This window comes from Bradyrhizobium sp. WSM2793 (assembly GCF_000379585.1).
GTDB lineage: Bacteria > Pseudomonadota > Alphaproteobacteria > Rhizobiales > Xanthobacteraceae > Bradyrhizobium.
In genome coordinates this window covers 118,696-142,058 of record NZ_KB902785.1, presented here as the reverse complement: position 1 = coordinate 142,058, position 23,363 = coordinate 118,696, and the positions used below count along the sequence as shown (strand labels likewise).

Genomic DNA, 23,363 nt, shown 5'->3' with positions numbered 1-23,363 from the left:
ATCGGGACGATCTCGGTCTCGAACACCTCGCTCAACGGGTCCGGTCGTCGCCGGCCGCGGGGAGCCTTCTTTTGCGACGGAAGTCGGGTATCTCTCTCGATCCGATAAGCGGTCGACGCACTGAATGACGCCTTGGCCGCCGCCACTGGCGGGCTATCGATCTGACGGTACTTCATGTAGAGCCTCATCTGGTGATCTGTGATGTGTCGGCCGGGCAAGCGAGTGATTCCTCTTGGCGGAAGAACCACTTGCATAACCGGCCGGNCGCGATCACCAGTCGGCGCGGTCCCTCGCGGATCGCGCCGACGCCGGGCNCGTAACTCCGGTCGGGCTACGCCCTCCCTACGTCACGAGCCCGGCGAAACTCTCTCACCTTGATTGACGCGCTCTTCCATCCTGATCGTCGCGCGACACCGAATAACGCGAACGCCCAATTTCATCCCTTCTCCGCCCGTAACGGCTGCTCCGACCCGTACTTCTCGTGCTGTCGAGCAAGGCTCCAGAAAATGACGGATAGGGTGGCGCGGCAGCGGTTTCGAAGCCACAAAATATGATTTCTCATGTGAGAAGACGCACGGCAACCTACTAGGGTTGGTGAGTTGATGGCGGTGCTGGACCGATTGATTTGAAGCCAAGCAATGGTACACAAAAGTAAATTCCGGCGAGCTTGCATGGAGCGTCTTTATGTGAGCTCGCATGGAATCGAAACCGTGCGAACAAGGCTATGTCGGCTCTTTCAGCCTAAGCAAAGCCCATTTACTCGATCCGCCGCAGGTCATGTCGAACGACAGCACGTTGATTTCCGAAATTTTGCATGCGTACTGGCGGTCTGATCGGTGGTTGCTTCTCGTCGTCGTCGCAGTGGCGCTGATCTCCAGCGCGAGCAGCGTCGCAGCGCCCTATCTGTTTTCGTATCTCATTGACCGTCTCCCGCGCGAGGGAGACATTTCGGTGCTTGCGTGGGGGTTCGCTGGCTATGCGGTCCTGCTCGGCGTCGCCTCCGCATTGCAGCGCATGCTCCAGTATCTCTCCTTTATGACAGCCGAGAACCTGGGCTTCATCGCTGCAACAGGCTTCTTCGATCGCATCCTGAGGAAAACCGCGGCTTTTTTTCTTGAGCACAATCCAGTGGAGATACAGAGTGCGGCGGCTCGCGGGCGTAGCGCGCTAACGGCGTTGCTCCAGCTTGTGACCATCGTCTTCATCCCTGCTGCAATACAATTTCTACTTACGTTCGCTACTCTCGGTGCGCGCCTCAATATCCAGATCGCTGCAATCGTTGTCGTCTATGGGGCAGTCGCGATTACATTGACGTGGAGTTCCACGCGTCGGGCGTACGTGTTCCTGAATCGGGCCAGCGAGGCCCGACAGGAGAATGAGCGTTTCGTTGGCAACGTCATGAACGCCATGGACACCTTGCGCTATTTCGGCAGTCATACCTGGATGAGCCAGCGCTTTACGATGAAGGCGCGGGAGGTGCGTGATAACTGGCGAGCCTATGTGTTGCAACGCCTTGCCTACATCGCCGTGCTCGGCCCAGCCGTCGCGCTACAATTTGCGGTCACGCTTTTCCTTCTTATACCTGAATACCAGGTTGGGGCGGTCACCATCGGGGATATGGTGCTATTCAACACGCTTCTACTCCAGCTCAATATGCCATTCGAGATGGTTGCGCGAGCGATCTCTGACGTGGCGCGGTCGCGAGCCGACCTCATCCCTCTAGCGAGACTGTGGGCCGCACCCGAAGAGCGGCGAACATTTCACGCTCATGATTTTACGCCCTCCGCTGGCCAGCTATCTTTCGAGGGCATTGGTTATGCCTACGACAACGGTCGTGGCGTTACGAACGTCTCGTTTATGGCTGGGCGCGGCGGGATCACCTTCCTTGTCGGTGAATCCGGATCGGGAAAGTCGACAATTTTTAAGCTCGTCTTGAAATCGATTGAACCAGACTGCGGTCGTATTCTGGTAGATGGAACCGACATAGCGGGCGTCGATCGCGCGGATTGGTATGCCGCAGTTGCTGTTGTGCCGCAGGACGTGATGTTGCTCAATGAGTCGCTGGCCGACAACATCCTACTAGGACGGCCCCGCAACGAGGTGCGCCTTCGCGCTGCCTCGGAAAAAGCCGCTATTCTCCCCTTTATCGAGACTTTGCCGGCAGGATTTGACACAGCCGTTGGAGAACGCGGTTTGAAACTTTCCGGCGGGGAGCGCCAGCGTATCGCTATTGCCCGGGCGCTTTATGGCGAGCCGGCGATCCTTCTTCTCGACGAGGCCAGCTCCGCGCTCGACGAACAAACCGAGCGTGACATTATGGACCATATGCGCGCTCTAGCCAAGGATGTGACCGTGTTGGCGATCACTCATCGCAAAGGCGTCGTTTCTACAACCGACGTCGTGGTCGACCTGACCGACTGCGGCTTGTCAGTGACATAGGCGAATTGAATGAACAGCCCGGGCGTTGACTGTCTGCACTTGAGGTTGCATTCCTGGACGAGATGCTTTCGCAGTTCACGGAGCTACCCAGGCGTAGAGACGAATCCTCGTCTATGACGGAGTTGGCGACCCCTGCTCCGGTGGATATGAAATATTCTAGAGTGCCGATTACCAACATTCGATCCCGGGCGGCAAGGACAGGCGTGCGATTGGCGATCGGCCCAATTGCTGTCGGAACAGGCTCCCTCCCTCTTCTTGAATTCAGGCTGCCCTAGACCGGAGTTCCGCATAAATGCGCCGAGATGATGAGTTCGTCGACAAGGCAGCATCGACAAGCTGGCGAAGCGAACCGCTCGCAAGATCAGCAATCGGCAGGCTCGGAACGCCGCAGCCGAATTGAAAAGGAACAGCTGCGCCGAGAGGCCGATCGTCTGCGGGAGGAGTTGGCCAGGTAAAGGGATCGCGAACGGCGCGAGAATGCGAGGGCGAAAGCGCAGGCGGCGCTGCGCGAGCGCGAGCACACAGAAAGCTTGCGGCCAACCAGGCCAAGATCGAGGCTCTCGAGAGCGCTCACGGTCCGTGGACGAGCATTGGGAAAAGCAGCGGCGGCCTGCAGGCCGCTCTGCGGCACGCCCGGGAATAGGCGGCTCGCGACCAATTGACCGTTGCGCTTCCTCGCGCAAGAATTCAGCTCCCCCTCCTGAAACCTTCTAGCCGCCGACGCCTTTCTCGGCTTCGCTGCCGCGGCCTAAGGGATCTCGCGACTTGTGTCGCCGGCCGGCGGAGCGTGCTCGTAGCCATCTTCCTATAAGGAAGATTTGGATATGAGGTTCCTACAAGGAAGATTGGGATATGAGGCGCACTTCTGTGAAGGATGTCCGAAGACGTCAGATCGACATTCTCGCAATCGCCTTCGCTGGAAGAAAGATTGCGGATGTAGTGCGCGCAGCGCGAGAGTGGCCGGGTGCCGTGGTCACTGGTTCGATAGCTCCTGTTTTGGCGCATATGCTGCAAGCGCGCTTCAGTCCCGTCCGATGAAAAGAATCGTCGATCTTTGGCTTCCATTTACCTGGCATCAGTTCAGGGACGAGATGAGAAGCGTCTGGCGCGGTACTTACTGATGTCGCAGGCCGGCGTAGCGTCATGAATGCAGTCTGCTAGACACCATCGATCATCGGTCAGGTCAAGTGGTGCGGCTTGTACCTGGCCGGCCACTAGGATCTCACGATCGGCTCGCTGGCTTCAGGGCCCCTGGAGGATCGTGGTGTGTACGATTGCGCGCCGCCCATGCAGTCAAGTGGGTGTCGTAAGCCTTGGTCTTGCCCGCTGTGAAGGGCCCTGCGGTCTCGGTACCGAGCTTAGATATTTTGCGCCACTCAACTTTCTTCTTCATTGGTCGGCCGGGGCGGGTGGTGGAATTGAAAGCTCAAGGTCCTCTGGGGGAGATTTCTCCGTAGGCCGCGCTTTCTTGGGCCGCTTTAGGCGCTCTTGGATCTTGGCGGCGGCTTGATCCGGACACAACTATTTTTTCATGGCTTCCTTCAGAGCGTCGGCGCCGCGGCTTCTTGGTGGCCCGCGCGAGGCAGCGCGCGATATCATCCGGAAGGGCCCCGTGACACATTGTCCGGCGCTATGACGGGCTTTTACTTGTGCGCCGCGCTCTAAATTTGAGTGGGGCCGTCTCCGGCATCATGAGCATGGCAAAGAGCCCGGCCGTGCCAGCAACAAGCATGTACCAGGCGGGCGCGAGCGCGCTCCCGGTAAGGTGGATCAGCCAGGTGACGACTGGTTGAGCTGTGCCTCCGAAAATCGCTATCGCAAAAGCGTAGATCGTCGCGAAGGCGCGACCACGAATGTTCTTGGGCAAACCTTCGGCCATGCTCACATAGAAGGCGCTATACGGAATCGTTCCGATCAGGGTAAGCGCGCCGAGACCTCCGAGAAGTGCGAGGGCACTGCGGCTCTCTGCAATCCACAAGAATACCGGATAAGTCATCAGCAATGCAGTGACCTGCGGCCATATCATGATGTGCCGACGGCCTGCGCGGTCGGCGAGCCAGCCGCCCAGCAGTGCGGCAGCAATTCCTACCGTATTGCTGACGAGCGCAGTACCAAAGGCGAGAGGCGCGGAAACGTGCAGGGTGTTCAGCGCATAGGTGGTCATATATCCCGTGATATAAGTAATGATCGTGCAGCTGGCCAAGATGACAAATCCCAAACTCATGATGCGGCGAGCGGCAGGCGATCTCCCTACGGGTTGGATCACCAGAGCCGGCGTCTCGGGGCGGTGCAACGTTTCGGGCAGGGTGCTCCGCAACCAAAGCCCGAACGGTAACGTAGCGGCGCCGAGCAACAGCGCGATTCGCCATCCGTACGCATTGAGTGCCTCGATCGTCATGGTGAGGGAGAGTATTTCTCCAACGAGCGCTCCGGCCGTCGCGGCGATCTGTTGGCTGGCGGGTTGAAATGAGACAGCAAGACCGCGCCCTTCGCTCGGGACCGCTTCCATCAAATACGCGGTCGTCGGACCAACCTCACCGCCCAGCGCGAAGCCCTGCACTAAACGTGCGAAAATAACCAGCAGCGGAGCTGCAATCCCGATTTTCTCGTACGAGGGCGTAATAGCCAACAACAGGATCGCGGCGCTCATCATGGCAAAGCTGGCGGTCATCGCGGGCCGGCGGCCGGCCCGATCCGAATACGAGCCGAGCACGATGGCCCCGATCGGTCTGGTCACAAAGCCCGCCCCGAAGGTTGCGAGCGACAGCATGAGGCTGGCGAACGGGTCGCTTGCCGGGAAGAACGCTTGGCCGATCTGGATCGCGAAAAAGCCATAGGTCCCGAAGTCGTAGAATTCGAGAATATTGCCGATCGTTGCACCCAACACGGCGCGGCGGGTCAAGCGTTGGTCTGCGGCATCGAGGACCGAGTCCGGCGTTTCCTGACTAAGTTGCCTGGCCATCTTCGATCCAAGCGCGATCGCTGGCCTGAACATTTCGACCTGTCAGGCCGCGCCGTTGCGCTCCACTTGCCGCACACGTCTTTACCTTGATGATCTGGCACGGCCAGTGCGCCAGTCCACATGTAGACTGAAGCGTTGTCAGGACGAAGCTCATGATAACGTATGCAATAAAAATGCCTGCCTCTTGCGACCCCATTGAACCCTTGAACTGATCGCGGCCATTGCCAGCAAAGACAAATAAGAGAACCCGCTGCAGTTGTCGCGCGGCCCAAGACATTGCGCTACTGTGCAGTGGCGGGTTTGCGACAAAATTGGCGGGCGCCGAACAGGTGCCGCGTGCTCTGATCTTGCGATCGCAGCCGTCAGAAAGTAATCGGCGACGACTCCGCACCAAAGGTGCGATCGGCCAAGCTCAAGCTGCTTCAACCGTCGCATCTCGGTCGGCAGCAATCCGTGGTACTTCCTTTTCCAGTTGAAATAGGTCGCCTAGCTGACTCCGGCCCTGCGGTAGATGTCCGCAACCGCAACCGCTTGAGAATGAAGCCTTCTGGGAAAAATTTGAGGCCTTCATCATCTGTCGCTCCTCCCAGCCGAGAGGATTCGGCGGCGAAAATTCTAGCCAAAAATGTCCAGTTTGCCGGCCTCAGATCACTTGAATCGCACGCAGCGTCAAGTTGTATCTCAGATAGGTGAGGACGGTCCCCGACCACGCGAAGGCTGTCCAAACGACAAGGATTGCGAATGTCTCAAACTTAGGCGACGCCGCGGGAATCCCGTTATCAGCGAAAAGCAGGGCGGTTTGGACGGTCTCAACGCTCTTCATTAGCAATGGTGGCGGTGTTGTTCACCCGACGCAAGCCCCTTCCGCCTTCGCGGCATTCCAAGCAGTGCGTGATCGAACAGCCGGTCTAGTCCGCACATTGCCGAGCCATTTGGAATATCTTCAGCATCTTCGGCGAGCGAGGAACTGAACTGGACTCCTGATTTTCGACCAGCGGATTAGGTGGTGCGGATGCCGTTCCATTTTGACAACGAGAGGACCATGAAAAGGAACGGCGGAACTCAATGTGTCAATGCCACCCGGCTCGTTGGTCATGATCACGGAGGACCGCGAGTGCCGACGCAACATCATGAACAGCGAAACCAACATATTGGCGCCGACGTTGGCAATAGTGGCTGCGACGCTGCTTCTTTGCGCGAGTTGCACAATAGCAGAAATGCCGCTCGATCATCAGCTTCGTGGCCCTGGCGGAAGGCCTGCCCTGGCGGCCTACCCCAGTAGCCATTTCGCCACGCACCGGACCGCGCATGGCTTCCGGGGCGGCATGAGCTGTGCCAAGAGGTGAGGCCCACCTTGGCCGCCTCATTCAGGACGGTTGAACGGGCGAGTAATCATGGCTTTTGAGAAAGAGCATCCGGTATTCCAGGCCTTGCGCGAGCGCCTACTGCTGGGCCATTGGCTGCCCGGCACAGCCTTGAAGCCTGCCGACATTGCCGATGAGCTTCGCGTCGGCATTTCGCCCGTACGAGAGGCTTTGATACGGCTGACTGAGCGCGATGTGGTGCAAAATGTCGACCACAAGGGGTTCAACGCCCGGCCGATCGACCCACACCAAGCCATCCTGTTCTGCAATATGCTGTCGCAAATGTATGTCGATAGCATCAGCGATTTCACCAAGGCGAAGCTAATTGACGAAGTGGCGGCAAGCTTTTGCGGTGAAATTAAGCCCATTTACGCGAGCAATGAGGATCCCGCCAAACTCTTCTTGAAAGTAGGCGAGTGCTATCGGCGCGCGTTGCTGGTCAAACAGCATCGCCACATTGCGGATCACGTCGCGGACGTCGTTTATGTCTACCTTTCACGCGCAATGGGAACGCGTACGTACTACAGCGATTTGCTTGTCGAAAGCCAAAGTATTAGTGCGTTGATGGTAGAAGGGCAGCATAAAGCCGCCGCCCGTGCCATCCAGGACTTTTTCAGACGCCGGGTCACGGAAGTTATGCGAGCACATGCGAGGCTCTCGCGGATGCCGACCACGACAAATCTGGCACGTAGTCATGTGGACTTATCACGCCCCGGCGATGCGTGATTGCTATGATCGTCGTATCCGACGCGAGTTGCCGAAGTTCGTCGAAGATTCCGTGCTCGGTCTGCTCGTCCAGTGCGGAACTGGCCACGTCGAGGAGCAACAGCCGAGGCCTTGCGATCAGTGCACGGGCGATCGCAAGGCGCTGCCTCTCGCCGCAGTTCCAGCCTGCTTGACAGAACCATCTTGACGTCCTGCAAGTAGCGAGCGAGCGCGGCCGTAACGGCAAACAGCAACAACAAACTGAGCGTATAGCGCGGCGGCGCGCTGGACAGGCGGGCGACAGCCCGTGAGAACAAGAGCGGCCCGGCGACCGTGCAGCCGGACGCTGCAATGGTCGTGAGCAGGAAGCCAGCGACAAGAAGGCGGGAAAATTGCAGGCTTGTCTTGATGATGTCCCATTGGAGCGGGGGCAAGAGCGGCTTACCCCAGTTCATGAAGGTCCATCCAATCGGCAACAGCGCAGAGACGAACGAGCGCCAACGCTGAGTCGTAAGACAAATTGTCGATAGCAGAACGGAGGAGATCGCGGGAGATCAAGCCGTGCCGATACAATGCACTGCGCTCGACACGTGACGCCAAGGCACCATATTCGTACCGCATCAGCATGTCGCGCCCGGCACCTTTGCCAACCCGATAATAGATCACGTCGGGCAAGTCTTCCCGGAAGGCCTCGCGCTCAAGCGCACGATCAATTCCATTTGAGTGATGATGTCGGCGAGCCGTGACGAGACCTGCCTTGATGAGCGGCCAGAATACAAACGCCTTTCGCTCTTCTACCGCAATGTCTCGTAGTGCGATGCGATTGAGCTCCGCATTACGCATGCCGAAGAACTGAAACAGTCGCGACGTCGGCAGGTGGCGTAGGGACCTGGCGCCAGGTACGAGCTCTGTACGGATATCCGGCACTGACGCGACAGGCGACTGCGGAAATCGAAGATCACCGAACATATGCCGGCGTAAGTCCCGGCTGCTCTGACCGGTGATCACGTCGCGAAGAACACGCCAGACAGACGCTCGGGCCTGAATCGCAAGGCCGGCGAGCTCGCGCAATGCCTCTCGTGGCGATCGGGCTTCGGCAAGCAGCTCTCTAGCCATCGTCAAGCGGCGCATTCTGAGAAATAGTTGATCGCCTCCATCTCCTGTGAGCACCAAGCGCGATCCTGCAGCCCGCGCAGCCTCGTGAAGTTGAGCCGTTGTGGCGATCGTGGCGGCTAGCTTACAAGGTCGCGGCGTTGGAGCCAGCAATTCTGACGATAGGTTGGTCATCGACGAGCGAGCATTCGCTTCGACATAGGTTGGCGCGCCGCCCACCTGCTCGGCTAGCGCGGCAAAAAAGAAGCGTTCGTCACCATTGACGTCCGTCTCTGAGTAGCTGTTCAGGAGGGAGAGGGGCCTATCTCGATGGAGGTCAGCCGCAGCCAACGCCACTACCGACGAATCAAGGCCCCCAGAGCATTCAATGCTGAAAGCACCGCCATAGCGGCGCGTCTTGTGAGCGACGCTCGCCGAGATCAATTGGCGAAAGCTGGCCACGTCATCCTCGAAGGAGACCGCCGACGCGTTGAGCCTTGCCACGGCGCCCGCCAGAAAATCGACTTGCCGGAAGGTGCCGCTTGATACGATGAGCGCCGCGCCACTCAGTAGCTCAAAAATCCCACACAACCCTGTTTCCGGGGTCAACCATGACGCGTTGCATATCACGCCGGTCAAATAGCCAAAGTTGAAGGCGCGCCGTTGCGCCAAGGCGGCATCTGGCAGCTTCAGTCCTGCCCAGCACTCAATCACATCATTTCTGACCTGGTAGAAGATGGATATTTCTGAGAAAGGGGGGCGTACGATCGCGACGCCACTTGGCGCGCGAACAATGAAAGCCGCATCGCCAGCGTACCGCTCCTGCAGCAGAGCCACAATCTCCGGCAGAGACGTGCCTTTGAAGTGCGTTGGTTCCAATTCAGTCGGCATGCCGGTCTCGGCGTCAACAATATCGTTGAGCACCGTAATTTCCACGCGGCCGTTTACAACGATGGTGGCAAGCTCCTTGGCTGAATCCAAGAGCGCGTCTGCATTGAGTCTCATTTCTCGAATCTCAAGATGACGCTGTAGTCCTCCACAGCACGCTTCGCGTCGTTCAAAATGAGGTCGCCAGATTGCAGCCAGGCGTGGGCTGTGAAAGGTGGCTGCTTCACACCCACGAGGAGCTCGAGCGATGCGATGTAGGGATAGAAAAACAGATAGCCCCCCACGGAATCCTCAAGACAGCGCGGGCGGCGGAACCGAAGATTGCGCAGATGTTGGAATACGCTGGCGTAGTATTGGATTGTTTCGACTCCCACGGACACCGGTGCCGTACCGCGACGCGAGACACGTAAAAAGTCGAGTTGACGAGCGATGGTCTGGTTGCGAATGAAGCGAGCAGCATGAGCCGCACGCGCATAGTGCCACGACAGATGGAGGGGTGGGAGAAAGGCTGGCGGTGAACTCAGGCAATCGCGCAACTTTGCCGTCGTCTCGGTTAGCCGTTCACGCTCCTCCGGACAAGCTACAGATGTGCTAGCCATGCTGTAACGATTGGATTGTAGGTTGAGGCTGATCCAACGCCCGTTAGACCACGCATGTAATATGTCGCTCACAGTAGCGATCCCTTGCCCACCGCGCCCTCAAACTGGGATGGGCCGAAGCCCATCCCATCAAGACGGTCCGCGTCAATCGGAATCATCCATGTAATAATAATCGCCCGTGGTGTGTTCTGCGCGCCACGAGCCCCCAAAGCCTTTTGTGAGCTCGGTAGCGTCCCCGAGGTCCTGCACCATGTCATTGATCAGGGTGTCATTGATAGCCGTTGTATTCATCCACTTTCTCCAGAGTGACCGGCATATCGCCAGCGCGCGGAAGCTAGCATCGCGATATAAAATAGGGCTTTTATTTTTTGAGTATGATGTCGATCGATTCGAAAAATAGTTTAACGTTGCGGAGGATGCGGATTGGGCGACGAGGCAATTACGTTGGCGCGGTTGCTGCCAGCGACCGAAGGACGATGAGTCAATCACCTATCATTATGCGCACCCTGAGCCTTCCAGGGTTAGTTCGAGAGGAAGGTTTCGTCGCCAGTTTTCATCAACAGTCGCGTCTTACAAATTCCAACAGGCGTTAGCCGCAGGTCTCCCCACCCTCAGGCTCAATCCAGGTTGAAGTTCGCTCGGGCCCACAACAATGACCGTAGCCGTTTGTTCGCAAGAGATGGGGTATTCGGTCCCGATCGCCTGGCCTATTTGCCGAGTAGCCCCTTTTGCCTGGCGATCATGAACCCGTTCCATCCGAGGGGGACAGCCATGATCTACGTCGGCCTGGATGTTTCCCTAAACTCCTTGCGATATGCGAGGTCGACGGGATCGGAAAGCTTGTTCTGCGCCATCGATTGTGGGGTACTTGAGCCTTGGATCAGTGGCCCTGGAGGCAGGACCGACTTCCGAATGGCTGACGCGAATGGTACGACGGCCGACCGGTGTGCGCCGGCTCCGCAACCTCAAAGCCCATCTCGGCCAAACCGAGCGTAGCGACAAATACGTCGATCACGCGAACCGGGTTGCTCTCGCCAATCAAGTCATCGAGGCGTTCGGGCAGCAGTGTCCGCTGCCCACGATCTGCCTCTTCGTAAAGAGCCTCATCAATTCTAAAATCACAAGGGACTCGTAACAGCAGCCCAGTGTTTTCACTGCCAGGACCCGTTGCGGACATTAGCCGGTAAAGCGAGTCAATACCTTAGGTTGGCACAACAGATGTAGCGAGCTCCGCGCAGGGAGCTACTAACGTCATCAAAGCGCGTTCGCGACCGTGCGCCACCGCACCGTCCGCGCCAAGGGATGTCTACCGAACAAAAGGGATGTCTATCGAACAAGACTGCGCTCACGTCGTCTCGGTGGCCACAACCAATTGCAGAAACTCTCCCGGGTGTAAATTCGCCGACGGAATAAAGTCGTGAGACCGCAAACTCAATCCGCCGCCGCCTGGCGCCTTCCGGCACCAAGATTCGGCGCTGGCTCTTTAACCCACGATAGGTCGCACCTTGGATCGAAAGACAAGTAATCGCAAGTCAGTTCTTCACCCGGTTGTACGTCACGGGTTGTGAAAAGTCGGCAATGATCGTCTTGATATGTGTTTGGCTGACTGCTGTGATTCATGAAACGGGCGTTGTCAGCATTGTACTCTAGAACACCATCATCAACGTCGAGGTCTCTTGGATAGGCATGCTTGTCAAGTAAAGCTTGAAATGTTGGAGGTAAAGCTTCGTACTGTTCAGGTGTCACGGCAATGTCAACGATCGGATTATGAATCCAAATTAATGTACCTTTAGGTAGAAGAGTAGCAGAGAAAAGTCCGATACCGCCAAACTGGTCTGGCTTCAAAATGGTTTCAAAAATTAACACGGAGATATCTCCAAGAACTAACACCCAGCAAGCTAACTGACCTGAGTCCTGCAAATCTCCTGCAAGAATTGGTAGGGATCGTTTAATCGCGCCTCCGCCACATTTCGATTTTTCTTCGATCTCTGCATTCATTTCGGCGCTGCTGCTGTCGGATCAGGATCTCAGCGAACTGGATCGGCTTTGCGGCTATGTCATAGAATCCGGGCAGCCGGATATCGGGCGGGAATAGGAAGGAGTCCAATGGCCCCAGCCGCATACAGCCCCGCAGTGGCCGTGCCACTTCCGCCAAAAGAGCCCGGTGCGATGAAGGTTGCGCTTGATGGGACTAAGATTGTCGACTCAGCGCAGTCGGCCTGAGAGATGCGCCTCCTCAAGAGGCTGCAAGCGAACACGCTGAGACAAGTCATAAACCAAGGCTCGCCCGGCACGAACCGAAGGGCATTGCTGGCCGGCTTTCCGCGGAGGCGCTGGATGCAGATGTATCAAGAGCTATAACCAGAACACGGGCGTTGGCGGCAACGTCGGCGCAGCACTGGCTGAGCTGCGGAAGTCGTCGGTCGGTGCTAAAGATCGCGCACGGTATCCCGACCACTGCTGATCTCGAAGGTACGGCACTGATAGACTCGAGCCGGATCGACGACGCCGGTGCAGCCCGGCGTTGGCCAGAGGAGCTTTCTGCGGAAGGCGACGCCCAGGATGTGCATCTGGGGCTGATGGACGACTAGACCGCATCGGCCTTGCAGCCAGCTCAGTCGACGGGGACTTCAATGGGGCGCGGGAAGCAGCCTCTTTACTCCGAGGATGCCTCCCTGATTTCGGGGCTTGAGGACGCCCTCATCGGGCAATGCCGCCAAACACACCGTCAAGAACACCATAGGTTTTCTTCGCAGCTTTGGCCGCTGGCTCTTCGCAAATGACAAACGGGCCATGGCTGTTCGGCTCAACGAGCGAGTCGCTGAGCGATGCTGCGCGCAAGTTCATCGGGACGGGTAGCGCTCAGTTGCACCGCCCGCCCCATTGCCAAGGTCGCAAGAGTCGCTGGAGCAATTTATCGTCCAATAACAACCCCGATATCAGAGCTATCTGGACGGGCTCCTAGCGTCGGGCGTGTTCCTCGGCGTCTACATTCGTGGATGATGGATGAGCCGAACGTCGTTGGGCCCTCCAGGCCCCAAGAGGGCGGTGTAGCGCTCGCCGCGAATGTCATACTGTTTTTCCGGCTGCGCCGTGTCCGGCAAGAGGCCCCAGCGGCCGAGCTTCGAGACCATCGTGTGCGGGGCGGGTTGGGTACCGTGCGAAAAGCCCTCGGGAACGGCCCATGATGCAGCATAAATCTCGCGGACCGCGGGGGACGTCGTCTCAGCCCTGGAGGACGCCGGAGCGGCTTTTTCCGTCGACCGTCCAAGCCGCGCTTGCGAGGCCCGATTCGCCGGCTGCGCACTGGGCTGCGGAACGTCTTCCGGTCGAAAGCCGGGACGAATGGCAGCGCCTGACGGATTGAGTGGGGTGCTTCGCCTCATCGTCGCCGCGGGCACGAACAGCGCGGTGTAGCGGTCAGTGTGAACCACGAAACTGTTGGGTCGGCTGTCCTGGCTCGGCGGGATGCTGCTACCGTCAAGCGCAGCCGACGCGTGCTGGTCGCCCTGCCGGAAATTGAAGGGACGAACGACCGCTCCAAAATCCAGGGTCTGCTGATGGTTCGCGGTTGGCTCGAGAGAAGATGATGGGCCGGCGTCTTCCACCATCGCCCACAGCTGATCCTGATCGTAATCTTGCTCAGGAAGGACCAATGGCGAACCGACCGCTGGCCCGAAAGGCGAAGGTGCGCCGGCGCTTTCCATCAGCACACGAGCCATTGAATTGCCCGGCTCGCTCAGCTGGCGCTCAATTGCATCCAGTTCCGCATGGCTTAGCGTCCTCTGCCTCTTCGCAGGACTCAACTGCCGGCTGTAGTCCTCACCCGTGGGGGCCGCGTGACTTGAAAGGGAGGCGCTCCCGGTCAGTTCATTCGGAGCCGGCTGGTAGCCGTCGCTCCAGTTGAAGTGACGAACGGGATCCGGTGTCTGGTGGTCGCGCACGATTGGGTTGAGAGACGATGCTAGGATGGCTTCGCCCATCATCCCTTGCAGCGGATCCTGATCGTGATCTTCCGCAGTCAGCTCCTTCGGCCAACTCAAAGCTTCCTGCGGCGCGCTGTGCTGCGCAGCCGCGTCCCCGACGCGTCTGGCGACCGCGTCTTCGGGATGAGGACCGCGGGCCCTATGGTGCCCAAGTTCCAACGCCTCGGTGAGTCTACGGTCTTCGTCAGACAGATGAGGATAGTAGCGATCTGGAGAAACAGGAATCCCTGCGACGACAGTGGTATCAAGCTGCGGCACTTCATCCAAGTACGGCTCAAACTCCGCTTGCTGCTGTTGCGGTTGTGGCACCGCGGCGTTGTAAGCAGCGAAATCTCGGTTGAATGGGTTGATGCTGTTAAATGGGTCCATGTCCCCTCCCGGTTTGAGTCGGTTCGCAATCCTGAGCAGATAGTGTCGCTCTCTGGTTCTCGCTCTATTAGGATCAGCTGTCGATAAGCTGACGGGCTTAGAGACTTAAGTGAGCCATTGGCCAGCCCGAGCGCCACACTCACTCGAGGAACGCGCCAAGGATGCCGGGATTGCTATTTTCCGGAAACACTGGCTGGGTAAGTCGGAGCCGGCACGAACAGATTCTATTTGTGGAGCTAAGTGTGGCTTCGTTCCGAGGCTCTGCGCGACTTCAAGCCGCGTAAAAGGATGTGGGGCAGCACGGCTGCGGGCACACTGCCAGCGGCTGTTCAACTATCAGTGGAGCTACACAGCCGCCACGTTATCCCATAACCCATCAGGCGCGCCGAAGACGCGGGATTACCTGGCGGTACGCAGATTCGTGGGACGCTCTCCCGCAGCGTCGGTAGCCGAGCGGGAAGCCCCCGAAAAGTTGGCGGTCGGTCGCGTTCCTTTCCTCTGTCAGCTTCTCGAAAGCCGCACCTGTCAAGATCAAACTGAACGTCCCATGCGCGAGGGGAACAGATGAACATCGATCCACCGAACACATTAGAACGCTTGACCCAGCAGCAGCGGACGCAGCAACAGCCGCGCGGCCCTATAAGCGCACAAACCAGCTCACCAGCACACCCGTCGCCGGATCAAGCGGACTTTGAGCAGCAGCTTAGCGAACTGCGGTCACACCGAACATCAGATTCAGCTGCCGCTTCGATGGATTCCCGGATTGGATCACCCTCGACCGTGACGAGGGGCAATCGGAGAGCGTGCGCCATCCAGGAAAGCGAGCGGTGTCCGGCCGCATCCTTCGTCAGCGGGCGCGCCGAACTTGCCGCATCGCTAGCCGGAGCGAGCGTTAAGGCGCTGAAGAACGAGATCAAACTCGCTGCGCAACGAGCCGCACAGTGGCCACGAACCACCGGATCTTCTGCCGGCATCGTCGACGTCGACCGCATTTTCGACGATGTGATGACATCATCGTATCTGCCGCTGCACCGTTTTCAGAACGAGGACATCGATTGTGAGCCCATTCTAGACGAGGAGGTGAGTGCCATCGCGCATGTGCGTTCCCTCGCGGGTTTGCGTGCTGAGGCTAGCCCGCATGTTTATAAGGCTGCTATCTGCTCGGACGACGAACGGGAGGACGAAATTGATATGGCGCGCCTCGCGGCATGGCACACGAAAGGCGTTACAGAGAGTGCTTTTGTGTCATTGTCCCAGATCCCCTCGCAACTGCTCCTTTCAAAGGACCACAGCGCGAATGGCGCGAACGCGATTGCAAAGAACGCTAAGAAGCTGCACACTTATACGGTACCAAGCGTCACCGCCTGGCCGATCAAAAAGATCAACGATATTCTAGAGCGTGGGCATGCTCCCGGAGATGAGGAGCTGCGAGATTGGTTAGCGGGAATACCGCGCGAGGAGACCGAGGTCTTGTTTCTGGGCGGCAATCTAGCTGATTATTGGACAGCCAGCGTGGATAATCCGAACATGGCTAGCACACCGCAAGATCGTACGCCGATCAAGAAAGCAAGGATCAACTTCGATACGCCCGAGATGATGACGGACTCTCGAACTCATTGCCCCTCGGATTCCGGCCACTGACCCTCTCGGTCCTGACGAGCTATCGACTGCAATCGGATCCGCCGGGACTGGCCCCCCTGCTTTCTGCTATTTGGAAGTCAAGCGAGCGAGGCGCATGCGCGTCCGGTCCGAAAACCGGGCCCCTCGTCAGGTCGATAGCCAAGTCAGCGAAAGCGATCATGCTTCGCCGAGAAGGACGTGTTTCACGAACCCGACCGTGATGCTGTCTACCCATCAGGTGCATCGTCGGCACCAAGCGTGAATTTGGATCTTACCCAATGTTACCCAACGTTGGTTTGAAAACACCTCAAGGCGGAAAAATGACGGATTAGCATCCCTGCACCGCGGCCCTGGAAGAGGAGGGCGCGTGGTTTACGGGCCAAAGAGCCTAGAGGAGGGAATGATGACGAGGAAGCTCGCCGCTTCTCGCGGTTATTGGATGAGTTTTGCCCGAAACGTTCTCATCTGTTCCACGCTTTTGGCTGGAACGGCCGTGGTCTTCACCCAAGCCAAGGCGGACGACATCAATTGGCGCCAGTTTGAAGGCGCCTCGATCGTCTGGGCCTATGACATTCATCCGTATGCCGACGCGGTCGCAGCCCAGTTGCCCGAGTTTGAGAAGCTCACGGGCATCAAGGTGACGCCCGAGCTTTATCCGGACGATGCCTATTGGAATAAGTTGACAATCCAGCTCAGCACCAAGTCACCGAGTTGGGACGTCGTGGGGACGGGCATTCAACCAGCTTGGGATCTTGCGCCAGGTCAATTGCTTGAGCCGCTCGACAGATATCTGAACGATCCGGAACTCACGGCGGCGGGCTACGACTACCAGGATTTCTTCCCTGCACTTCGGGATGCGCTGACCTGGAAGGTCAAAGAAGGGCAGATCGAGCCGGGAAGCGGACAGGTCTGGGCCATTGCGCATGGCTTTGAGAACATCCAGCTGTTCTACCGCAAGGACATCCTCGACAATTACGGCATTGAAGTCCCGACGACTCCGCCGGAGATGTCCGCCGCCTGCGAAAAACTGAAGGCCGCGGACCCCGCGATCACACCTCTGGGCGTGCGCGGCGTGCGATTTTGGAGCAGCATCCACACGGCTGCGATCTCGATTGCCAGGTCCTATGGGGTGCACGATTTCGTCCTCAAGGATGGCAAGGCGGACACTGGCCTCGACTCGCCGGAGTCGATCGCGTTCCACAAGGACTATGTGGACATGATCAAGAAGTGCGCGGCTCCGTCCTTCGCCAACGACAATTGGTACCAGGTGGTCGATGGCATCAGTTCGGGACGAACGGCGATGGCGATCGATTCCAATATGTTCGGTTTTTGGAATGACGTGGCCGGCAAGCCCGGTTCGGGGAAGATCGCATTCGCGCCTCCGCTGCACGCTCCGAACAGCAAGGATTTCGAATCCAACATCTGGATCTGGTCTCTTGCGATGAATGCCGCGTCAAAGAAAAAGGGGGCAGCCTGGCTGTTCATCCAATGGGCAACGTCAAAGCAGGTCGGACTGAACGGCGCCGTTGCCGGCAAGCTCGTTAACTCTCCGCGTTCCTCTACCTGGAGTGACAAGGCCTGGCTCGAATATGCGGCAAGGCCGGAATTCAACAACTTCGTGGACACGTTCAAGACCGTGCAGGACAGAGCGAAACTCGCATTTACAGCTCGTGTCGGCTTTGCAGAAGCAATGAATGCCTGGGCCGTCGCTATGCAAAAAATGGTCAATGGAGCCGACGTGAAGGCCACGCTGGCCGACCTCGCGTCCGAGATCCGCTCGTCGATGTGAAAGGCGCCTGGGGCGGCGAGCATCATCGCCGCCCCCTGCATTGTAAAGACGAAGTGAGATGGACATTCCTGGATCCCACGGAATAGTGACGCTACAGTCTTCGACCAGTCAACTTGCCTCGCCAAAAGACAAGGCGGTCAGGAGGGCGCAGGATTCGCGCCTTGATTGGTGGAGCATTGCCGCAATCACCCCTGCTATCATCGTACTTCTTGGCTTTCTTTTCCTGTTTTTCTATGGGGTCTTTCAGTCAGTGACCGATCTCAAGTTCGGTCGGCCTCTCGTCCACTTCATCGGCCTCAACAACTACGCGGCATTGATCAAGACAGGAGATTTTTGGAACAGCGTTCGTGCCACTCTTGTTTACGCCGGATCGGCGGTGCTTGCGGAGGCTGTATTCGGTATGGCGCTTGCCAAGCTGTTCGCAACTGACGTCTTCCTTGCGCGCGTGATGCGGCCCGTCATTCTCTTGCCGCTCGTCCTGCCTCCGATGAGTGTTGCGCTCATGTGGACGACAATGATGGACCCGCAAAACGGGATTATGAACTACCTGCTCTCCCTTGCGGGCATAAGGCGATTTGCATGGATTTCAGATCCAAACACCGCGATGTTCTCGCTCGTCCTTATTGACGTCTGGACCTATACCCCATTCTTCGCGCTAATCATCTTTGCCGGCCTCCAGGGCATCAATGAAGAGATCAAGGAGGCCGCGCGTGTAAATGGCGCGAAGGCGTGGGCAACCTTCCTGCACATCGAGCTTCCTCTGATTGCGCCATACACTCTGATCGCCGCAGTGTTTCGGCTGATCGAATCCCTCAATCAGTTCGACATCATTTTCGGGACAACGCAAGGTGGGCCTGGGAATAGCACCTCCGTACTTTCGGTGCGAGCTTACATTACCGCGTTCCAGAACCTGGCCTTTGGGCGTGGTGCCGCATTGATGGTCGTCAATTGGATGATCGTGTTGATCGGAACGTTTGCCCTGGTGAAGCTATGGCGCTTGGTTCGGCAGCGCGTAAGCTGAGGATGCAATCATGCGATTGAAGCGCTCGACCTCTACCAATTTGCTTCTGAACCTGCTCGTCGGCATTTGCGCATTGATCCTGGCCTTTCCACTCGTCTGGATCGCGATGACCTCGCTGAAGCAGCAGGTTGAAGTGATGACCTGGCCGCCAACCTTCCTGTTCAAGCCGACGTTGGAGAATTTCCGTGTCCTGTTTGATGTCACCCAGGCCGGAGCGACCAGCTATGGCACCATCAAAGTCGACTTCTTAACGCCGATCACGAACAGCGTCGTCATTGCGCTGGGCTCAGTAATCATCTCTCTGCTCATTGGGGTGCCAGCCGGCTACGTCCTAGCCAGGCGAGACATACCCTTCAAGGAAGACATTGCCTTCTTCATTTTGGGCTTCCGCTTTGCCCCGGTCCTCTTGGTCGTTATCCCGCTGTTCAGCGTCTTTCAGACGATCGGATTGTATGACACCTATATCGGGATGATCTGGGTCTACCAAGTCGTTACATTGCCAATGATTGTCTGGCTGAGCCGCTCCTATATCGAAGACATCCCAAAAGAAATAGAGGAGGCAGCCGCCATGGATGGGGCCAAACCGGTCCGAGTCGTGGTGCACATCGTGCTGCCGCTTTTGAAGCCGGGCCTCATCGGGGCATCGTTGCTCATTTTCCTACTCGCTTGGCACAACTTCGCCTTAGGTCTAATGCTCAGTTCGACCAAGGCACCGGTAACGGTCGCTCTTCTTAAGCTGCTCAATCCAGGCGTGCAGTTCTACCCTGTCATGGCCGCAGGGCTGGTTGTGACGATGATCATTCCCGTCATTCTGATCGTGATCGGTCAGCGTCATCTTGAACGCGGCCTAACCTTCGGTGCCGTAAAATGAGCGTCAGGCCGTTGATGTTCTTCGGAACGACGAATCTCGATCTGTGCTTCAATGTCGAGCGGCTTCCAACGCCGGGTGAAAGCCTGATGGGTACGGTGACCCGTCACCCTGGAGGAAAGGGCGCGAACCAAGCCGTTGCTGCCGCCCGGCTCGGCTTGAAACCTCACTTCTACACGCACCTCGGTGATGATGATGCCGGTCAGTCGCTTCTAAAATCGCTTATGGAAGCTGGCGTTTGCACTGACGCAATCACGGTCTGTGAAGGCGAAGTCTCAGGCTCGGCCTTGGTTATGGTCGCTGACGACGGCTCCAACATGATCGTCATAGACCCAGGCGCCAATTCGAAGGTGGCGCCGGACATGATCGAGAGCGCAACCAAATTCATAGAGCCCGATACAATCGTCGTCGCCGAAATGGGTATGCCGATCCCTGCGCTCAATCGACTCTTCGAGCTGAAACGTAAAAAAGGCTTCGAGCTTATTTTTAACCCAGCCCCGGTAAGGCCAGGTCTTCCATCGGCTGCGTGGAAAAGCGTTGATTTCGTCACGCCGAACCAGACGGAAGCTTTCGAGCTGACAGGCATCGAGGTATGCGACTTCGATAGCGCCGCGTGTGCGGCGGGCAAGCTGCTTGATCTTGGGCCCGGTGCCGCGCTGATCACGCTCGGAGCACAGGGAGCATATTATGCTGATGCCGCGCGCTCCTTTGCTCTGCGGGCGTTTCCCGTCAAGGTCGTCGATACCACGGCCGCAGGAGATGCTTTCAATGGGGCATTCGCAGCATCGCTCGCTCAGCGGCTGCCTTTAAAGGAAGCAGTGAGGAAGGCGCTAGCGGTTGCAGCCTTATGTGTGACACGGCGCGGTGCTCAAAGCTCAATGCCGACAGCCCAGGCTGTTGACGAGTTTCTACAGTCTCAAACGATCTTGGAGTTGGAATGACCGAACAGTTCTCAGTTGCAGACCGAACGGTGCTCGTCACCGGGGCGGGCGGCGGTATTGGCTCTGCCATTGCTAATGCGTTTCGCCAGGCAGGCGCGAACGTCGTTGCCACCGATGCCAATCTGGAGAACCTCAGAGACACTTTGCCAAAACTGCCCTATGGCAACGGCATAGTGCCCATGGCTATGGATGTCGCGCGCGAGGAGGACGTCGGAAGGGTCCTCGAACAGATCGACGAACACTTTGGCCGGCTGGACGTGCTGGTCAACAATGCAGGCATCAAATCTGCCCAGTCGTTGCTTTGCGGCAGCGCTGAAAAAATCGAACGTACGATCCAGATCAACTCGATCGCTGTCCTGCGCTGTTCAAAACTGGTCGTCGAGCGCTTCATGAAAAGCAAGGGCGGACGCATCGTCAATGTCGGCTCCTCGCTGTCCTCGCAAGGTGCAGTTTTCAACTACCAGGCCGGCGGAGGCGACTATTGTCTTTCCAAGGCAATCGTTCACGACGTGACCAAACTACTTGCCTATGAATGCGCGCCCCTCAGCATCAACGTGAACGCGATCGCGCCTGGCATCATTGATACTCCCATGCACGGTCGCCCGCGGGAGGAGACTGAAGCGCGCCATGGTGGCCGGATTCCGTTGGGACGGGTTGGCGTGCCTGAGGATATCGCAGGGCTAGCCGTCTTCCTCGCGAGTCCTGCGGCTTCCTACATGACAGGGCAGATCGTTCACGTGAACGGCGGGATGCTGATGAATGGCTAGCCCAGGCTCTCACCTCAACTGGCCGTCAGTCGCTGGGATCATTTCGGACCTCGACGGCGTCCTCTATCGTGGAGGTGCCGCAATTGTCGATGCCATAGAAGCGTTTGCGCGATGGCAGGCGGCCGGACTGCCATTCTGCTTCGTGACAAACAATTCGACCCACACGCCGGAGGACATCGTCCGCAAATTGGAAGCGTTTGGCCTTGCAATCGCGCCGAGCGAAGTGGTTACCAGCGCGATTGCGGCCGCAGAACTCGCACGCGCGAAGTACCCGGACGCAAGCCGCGTATATGTCATCGGCGCGCCCTCGCTTGCGAATGCAGTCGCCGCGGTAGGTCTGGACGTTACTGACCAAGAGCCGGAGATCGTCATGATGGGTCTCGATCGCGGCATCACGCATGAGAAGATGCGGATTGCTGTTGAGGCGATCTTGAACGGAGCCGCCCTCATCGGCACCAACCCTGATCTTCTCTTGCCGACCGCCGATGGCTTCGAACCGGGAGCAGGAGTAACAATTACGGCTGTGGCTGCTGCCGCCCAGGTTAAACCCCTGATCGTTGGTAAGCCCGAGCCGCACATGATCAGAACCGCGCTTTCCCGCCTAGGGACGGTGCGCAGCGCCACACTGATGATCGGTGACCAGATTGCGACGGATATTCAGGCCGGTAAGCGAGCTTGCCTTCCAACCGTGCTGGTCACGACCGGCGTTCCGGCCCGAGAGAATCCTGCCCTGGCGCGACCAGATTTCATCGTATCCAGCTTGGCAGAGATTGAGATCCCGGCCCTGGTTGCAAGCCCGCGAAGGAGAGCATGATGGCCGATGTTCGTCTGGAAGGCGTCAGCAAGGCCTACGGGACCATCCAGGTCCTGCGGAATATCAACCTGACAATCGACCATGGCGAATTCGTCGTCTTTGTCGGGCCATCCGGATCGGGTAAGTCGACGCTGCTGCGCATGATCGCAGGGCTGGAGCGAATTAGCGGTGGGCGCCTGCTGATTGATAACGAGGTCGTCAACGATGTTGACGCGGCTGACCGTAACCTTGGCATGGTGTTTCAGAGCTACGCTCTCTATCCGCATATGACTGTCCGCGAGAATCTCGCCTTTCCTCTACGCATGGCGAAGGTTAGCAAAGCCGAGATTGATACCAGGGTTGCGCAGACTGCGTCGTTGTTGCAGATGGATCATCTGTTGGATCGTAAACCTCGACAACTCTCCGGCGGGCAGCGGCAGCGCGTGGCAATCGGGCGTACCATTGTGCGTGAGCCCAACGTGTTTTTGTTCGACGAGCCGTTGTCCAACCTGGATACGGAATTGCGCGTCCAAATGCGGGTTCAGATTGCCAAGCTTCACAAGCAGTTTGGCAACACGATGATTTATGTGACGCACGACCAAATCGAAGCGATGACGATGGCTGACAAGATCGTCGTGCTCAAGGACGGCGTTATCGAGCAGGTGGGTAGCCCACATGACCTCTACCACAATCCGGCGTCCCGGTTTGTCGCGGGATTCATTGGCTCGCCCAAGATGAACTTCCTAGGCGGCAAGGTCGAAGCAGCGCATGAGTCGGGCATGGACGTTAGGCTGGACGCGGGCACGGTGGTCTGCGTCCCGGTGGAGCCGGACAAATCGCTCATCGGCAAGCCGATCACGCTTGGGATTCGGCCGGATGATTTCTCCCCGTCGTCCTTAGAGAAGGATATCGCGATCGATCTCGATCTCGATTTCGTCGAGCATCTTGGTAGCGTCACTTACGTTTATGGCAACGCCGGAAAGGAGGCAGTCGTCGCAAAAGCGTCAAAGCCCGAGCCGCTCAAAAGCTCCGGCAAAGTTCGGCTTGCGGCCTCCCCGGCGGACTGCCATCTTTTCATGTCGAACGGAAAAGCCCTGCGACGGTTGCATGCGCCCGCAAATTGGAGCTAATTTTAGTTAGTGCCGCGCCAGCAGCGAATG

General features: G+C 57.9%; 17 protein-coding genes and 3 pseudogenes. 11 read left to right on the top strand and 9 right to left on the bottom strand.

Going from position 1 to position 23,363, the window contains the following annotated elements; translation table 11 throughout:
- A pseudogene (locus A3AS_RS45320) lies at positions 1-254 on the bottom strand (IS21 family transposase); the annotation flags it as partial.
- 442 nt (positions 255-696) lie between these two features.
- Between A3AS_RS45320 and A3AS_RS0120350 the strand changes: the two are divergent.
- Positions 697-2,439 (top strand): ABC transporter ATP-binding protein, encoded by a 1,743-nt coding sequence (locus A3AS_RS0120350; protein ID WP_245283235.1) that lies wholly within the window; start codon positions 697-699, stop codon positions 2,437-2,439.
- 1,630 nt (positions 2,440-4,069) lie between these two features.
- Here the strand turns inward: A3AS_RS0120350 and A3AS_RS0120345 are convergent.
- Both A3AS_RS0120345 and A3AS_RS47450 read right to left on the bottom strand, forming a co-directional pair.
- Positions 4,070-5,401, bottom strand: coding sequence for an MFS transporter (locus A3AS_RS0120345; RefSeq protein WP_018319410.1), 1,332 nt, complete (start codon positions 5,399-5,401; stop codon positions 4,070-4,072).
- Between the two features lie 411 nt (positions 5,402-5,812).
- Positions 5,813-5,959 (bottom strand): annotated as a pseudogene (locus tag A3AS_RS47450) (transposase); the annotation flags it as partial.
- 836 nt (positions 5,960-6,795) lie between these two features.
- On the opposite strand from A3AS_RS47450, the gene A3AS_RS0120335 reads away from it, so the two are divergent.
- Positions 6,796-7,491 carry a GntR family transcriptional regulator gene (locus A3AS_RS0120335; RefSeq protein WP_018319407.1) on the top strand — a complete coding sequence of 232 codons (696 nt, stop codon included), beginning with the start codon at positions 6,796-6,798 and terminating at the stop codon, positions 7,489-7,491.
- A gap of 420 nt (positions 7,492-7,911) precedes the next feature.
- Here A3AS_RS0120335 and A3AS_RS0120330 read toward each other — a convergent pair whose 3' ends face one another.
- The 5 genes and pseudogenes from A3AS_RS0120330 to A3AS_RS45305 form a co-directional block, all read right to left on the bottom strand.
- Positions 7,912-9,567 (bottom strand): asparagine synthase-related protein, encoded by a 1,656-nt coding sequence (locus tag A3AS_RS0120330; RefSeq protein WP_018319406.1) that lies wholly within the window; start codon positions 9,565-9,567, stop codon positions 7,912-7,914.
- A complete protein-coding gene (locus A3AS_RS45310; protein ID WP_157644334.1) occupies positions 9,564-10,121 on the bottom strand; it encodes a lasso peptide biosynthesis B2 protein in 558 nt (185 codons plus the stop codon). The genes A3AS_RS0120330 and A3AS_RS45310 overlap by 4 nt, the downstream gene beginning before the upstream one ends.
- A gap of 72 nt (positions 10,122-10,193) precedes the next feature.
- Positions 10,194-10,340 carry a hypothetical protein gene (locus A3AS_RS47445; RefSeq protein WP_018319404.1) on the bottom strand — a complete coding sequence of 49 codons (147 nt, stop codon included), beginning with the start codon at positions 10,338-10,340 and terminating at the stop codon, positions 10,194-10,196.
- A gap of 634 nt (positions 10,341-10,974) precedes the next feature.
- Positions 10,975-11,160, bottom strand: a pseudogene (locus A3AS_RS49110) (IS5/IS1182 family transposase); the annotation flags it as partial.
- A gap of 320 nt (positions 11,161-11,480) precedes the next feature.
- Entirely contained in the window at positions 11,481-12,047 is a 567-nt protein-coding gene (locus tag A3AS_RS45305) for an SET domain-containing protein (RefSeq protein ID WP_245283234.1), read from the bottom strand.
- 428 nt (positions 12,048-12,475) lie between these two features.
- Here A3AS_RS45305 and A3AS_RS47435 point away from each other — a divergent pair, with 428 nt between their 5' ends.
- Positions 12,476-12,640: a hypothetical protein gene (locus A3AS_RS47435; RefSeq protein WP_157644332.1), complete on the top strand. Its 165-nt coding sequence runs from the start codon at positions 12,476-12,478 to the stop codon at positions 12,638-12,640.
- A gap of 396 nt (positions 12,641-13,036) precedes the next feature.
- On the opposite strand, the gene A3AS_RS0120300 is transcribed toward A3AS_RS47435, so the two are convergent.
- Complete coding sequence (locus tag A3AS_RS0120300; RefSeq protein WP_018319399.1) at positions 13,037-14,404, bottom strand: hypothetical protein; 1,368 nt, start codon at positions 14,402-14,404, stop codon at positions 13,037-13,039.
- 564 nt (positions 14,405-14,968) lie between these two features.
- On the opposite strand from A3AS_RS0120300, the gene A3AS_RS43635 reads away from it, so the two are divergent.
- The 8 genes from A3AS_RS43635 (at position 14,969) to A3AS_RS0120260 (ending at position 23,333) form a co-directional block, all read left to right on the top strand.
- A complete protein-coding gene (locus tag A3AS_RS43635; protein ID WP_198293708.1) occupies positions 14,969-16,045 on the top strand; it encodes a hypothetical protein in 1,077 nt (358 codons plus the stop codon).
- A gap of 382 nt (positions 16,046-16,427) precedes the next feature.
- Positions 16,428-17,813, top strand: a complete 1,386-nt coding sequence (locus A3AS_RS0120290) for an ABC transporter substrate-binding protein (RefSeq protein WP_085964104.1) — start codon at positions 16,428-16,430, stop codon at positions 17,811-17,813.
- 58 nt (positions 17,814-17,871) lie between these two features.
- Positions 17,872-18,834, top strand: a complete 963-nt coding sequence (locus tag A3AS_RS0120285; RefSeq protein WP_018319396.1) for a carbohydrate ABC transporter permease — start codon at positions 17,872-17,874, stop codon at positions 18,832-18,834.
- 10 nt (positions 18,835-18,844) lie between these two features.
- On the top strand, positions 18,845-19,705 hold the full coding sequence (locus tag A3AS_RS0120280; protein ID WP_026202176.1) for a carbohydrate ABC transporter permease: 861 nt from the start codon (positions 18,845-18,847) through the stop codon (positions 19,703-19,705).
- Entirely contained in the window at positions 19,702-20,643 is a 942-nt protein-coding gene (locus A3AS_RS0120275; protein WP_018319394.1) for a ribokinase, read from the top strand. Before A3AS_RS0120280 ends, A3AS_RS0120275 begins: the two co-directional genes overlap by 4 nt.
- Positions 20,640-21,410: an SDR family NAD(P)-dependent oxidoreductase gene (locus A3AS_RS0120270; RefSeq protein ID WP_018319393.1), complete on the top strand. Its 771-nt coding sequence runs from the start codon at positions 20,640-20,642 to the stop codon at positions 21,408-21,410. Before A3AS_RS0120275 ends, A3AS_RS0120270 begins: the two co-directional genes overlap by 4 nt.
- Positions 21,403-22,224 (top strand): HAD-IIA family hydrolase, encoded by an 822-nt coding sequence (locus tag A3AS_RS0120265; protein WP_018319392.1) that lies wholly within the window; start codon positions 21,403-21,405, stop codon positions 22,222-22,224. Before A3AS_RS0120270 ends, A3AS_RS0120265 begins: the two co-directional genes overlap by 8 nt.
- Complete coding sequence (locus tag A3AS_RS0120260; RefSeq protein ID WP_018319391.1) at positions 22,221-23,333, top strand: ABC transporter ATP-binding protein; 1,113 nt, start codon at positions 22,221-22,223, stop codon at positions 23,331-23,333. The genes A3AS_RS0120265 and A3AS_RS0120260 overlap by 4 nt, the downstream gene beginning before the upstream one ends.
- Positions 23,334-23,363 lie beyond the last annotated feature (30 nt).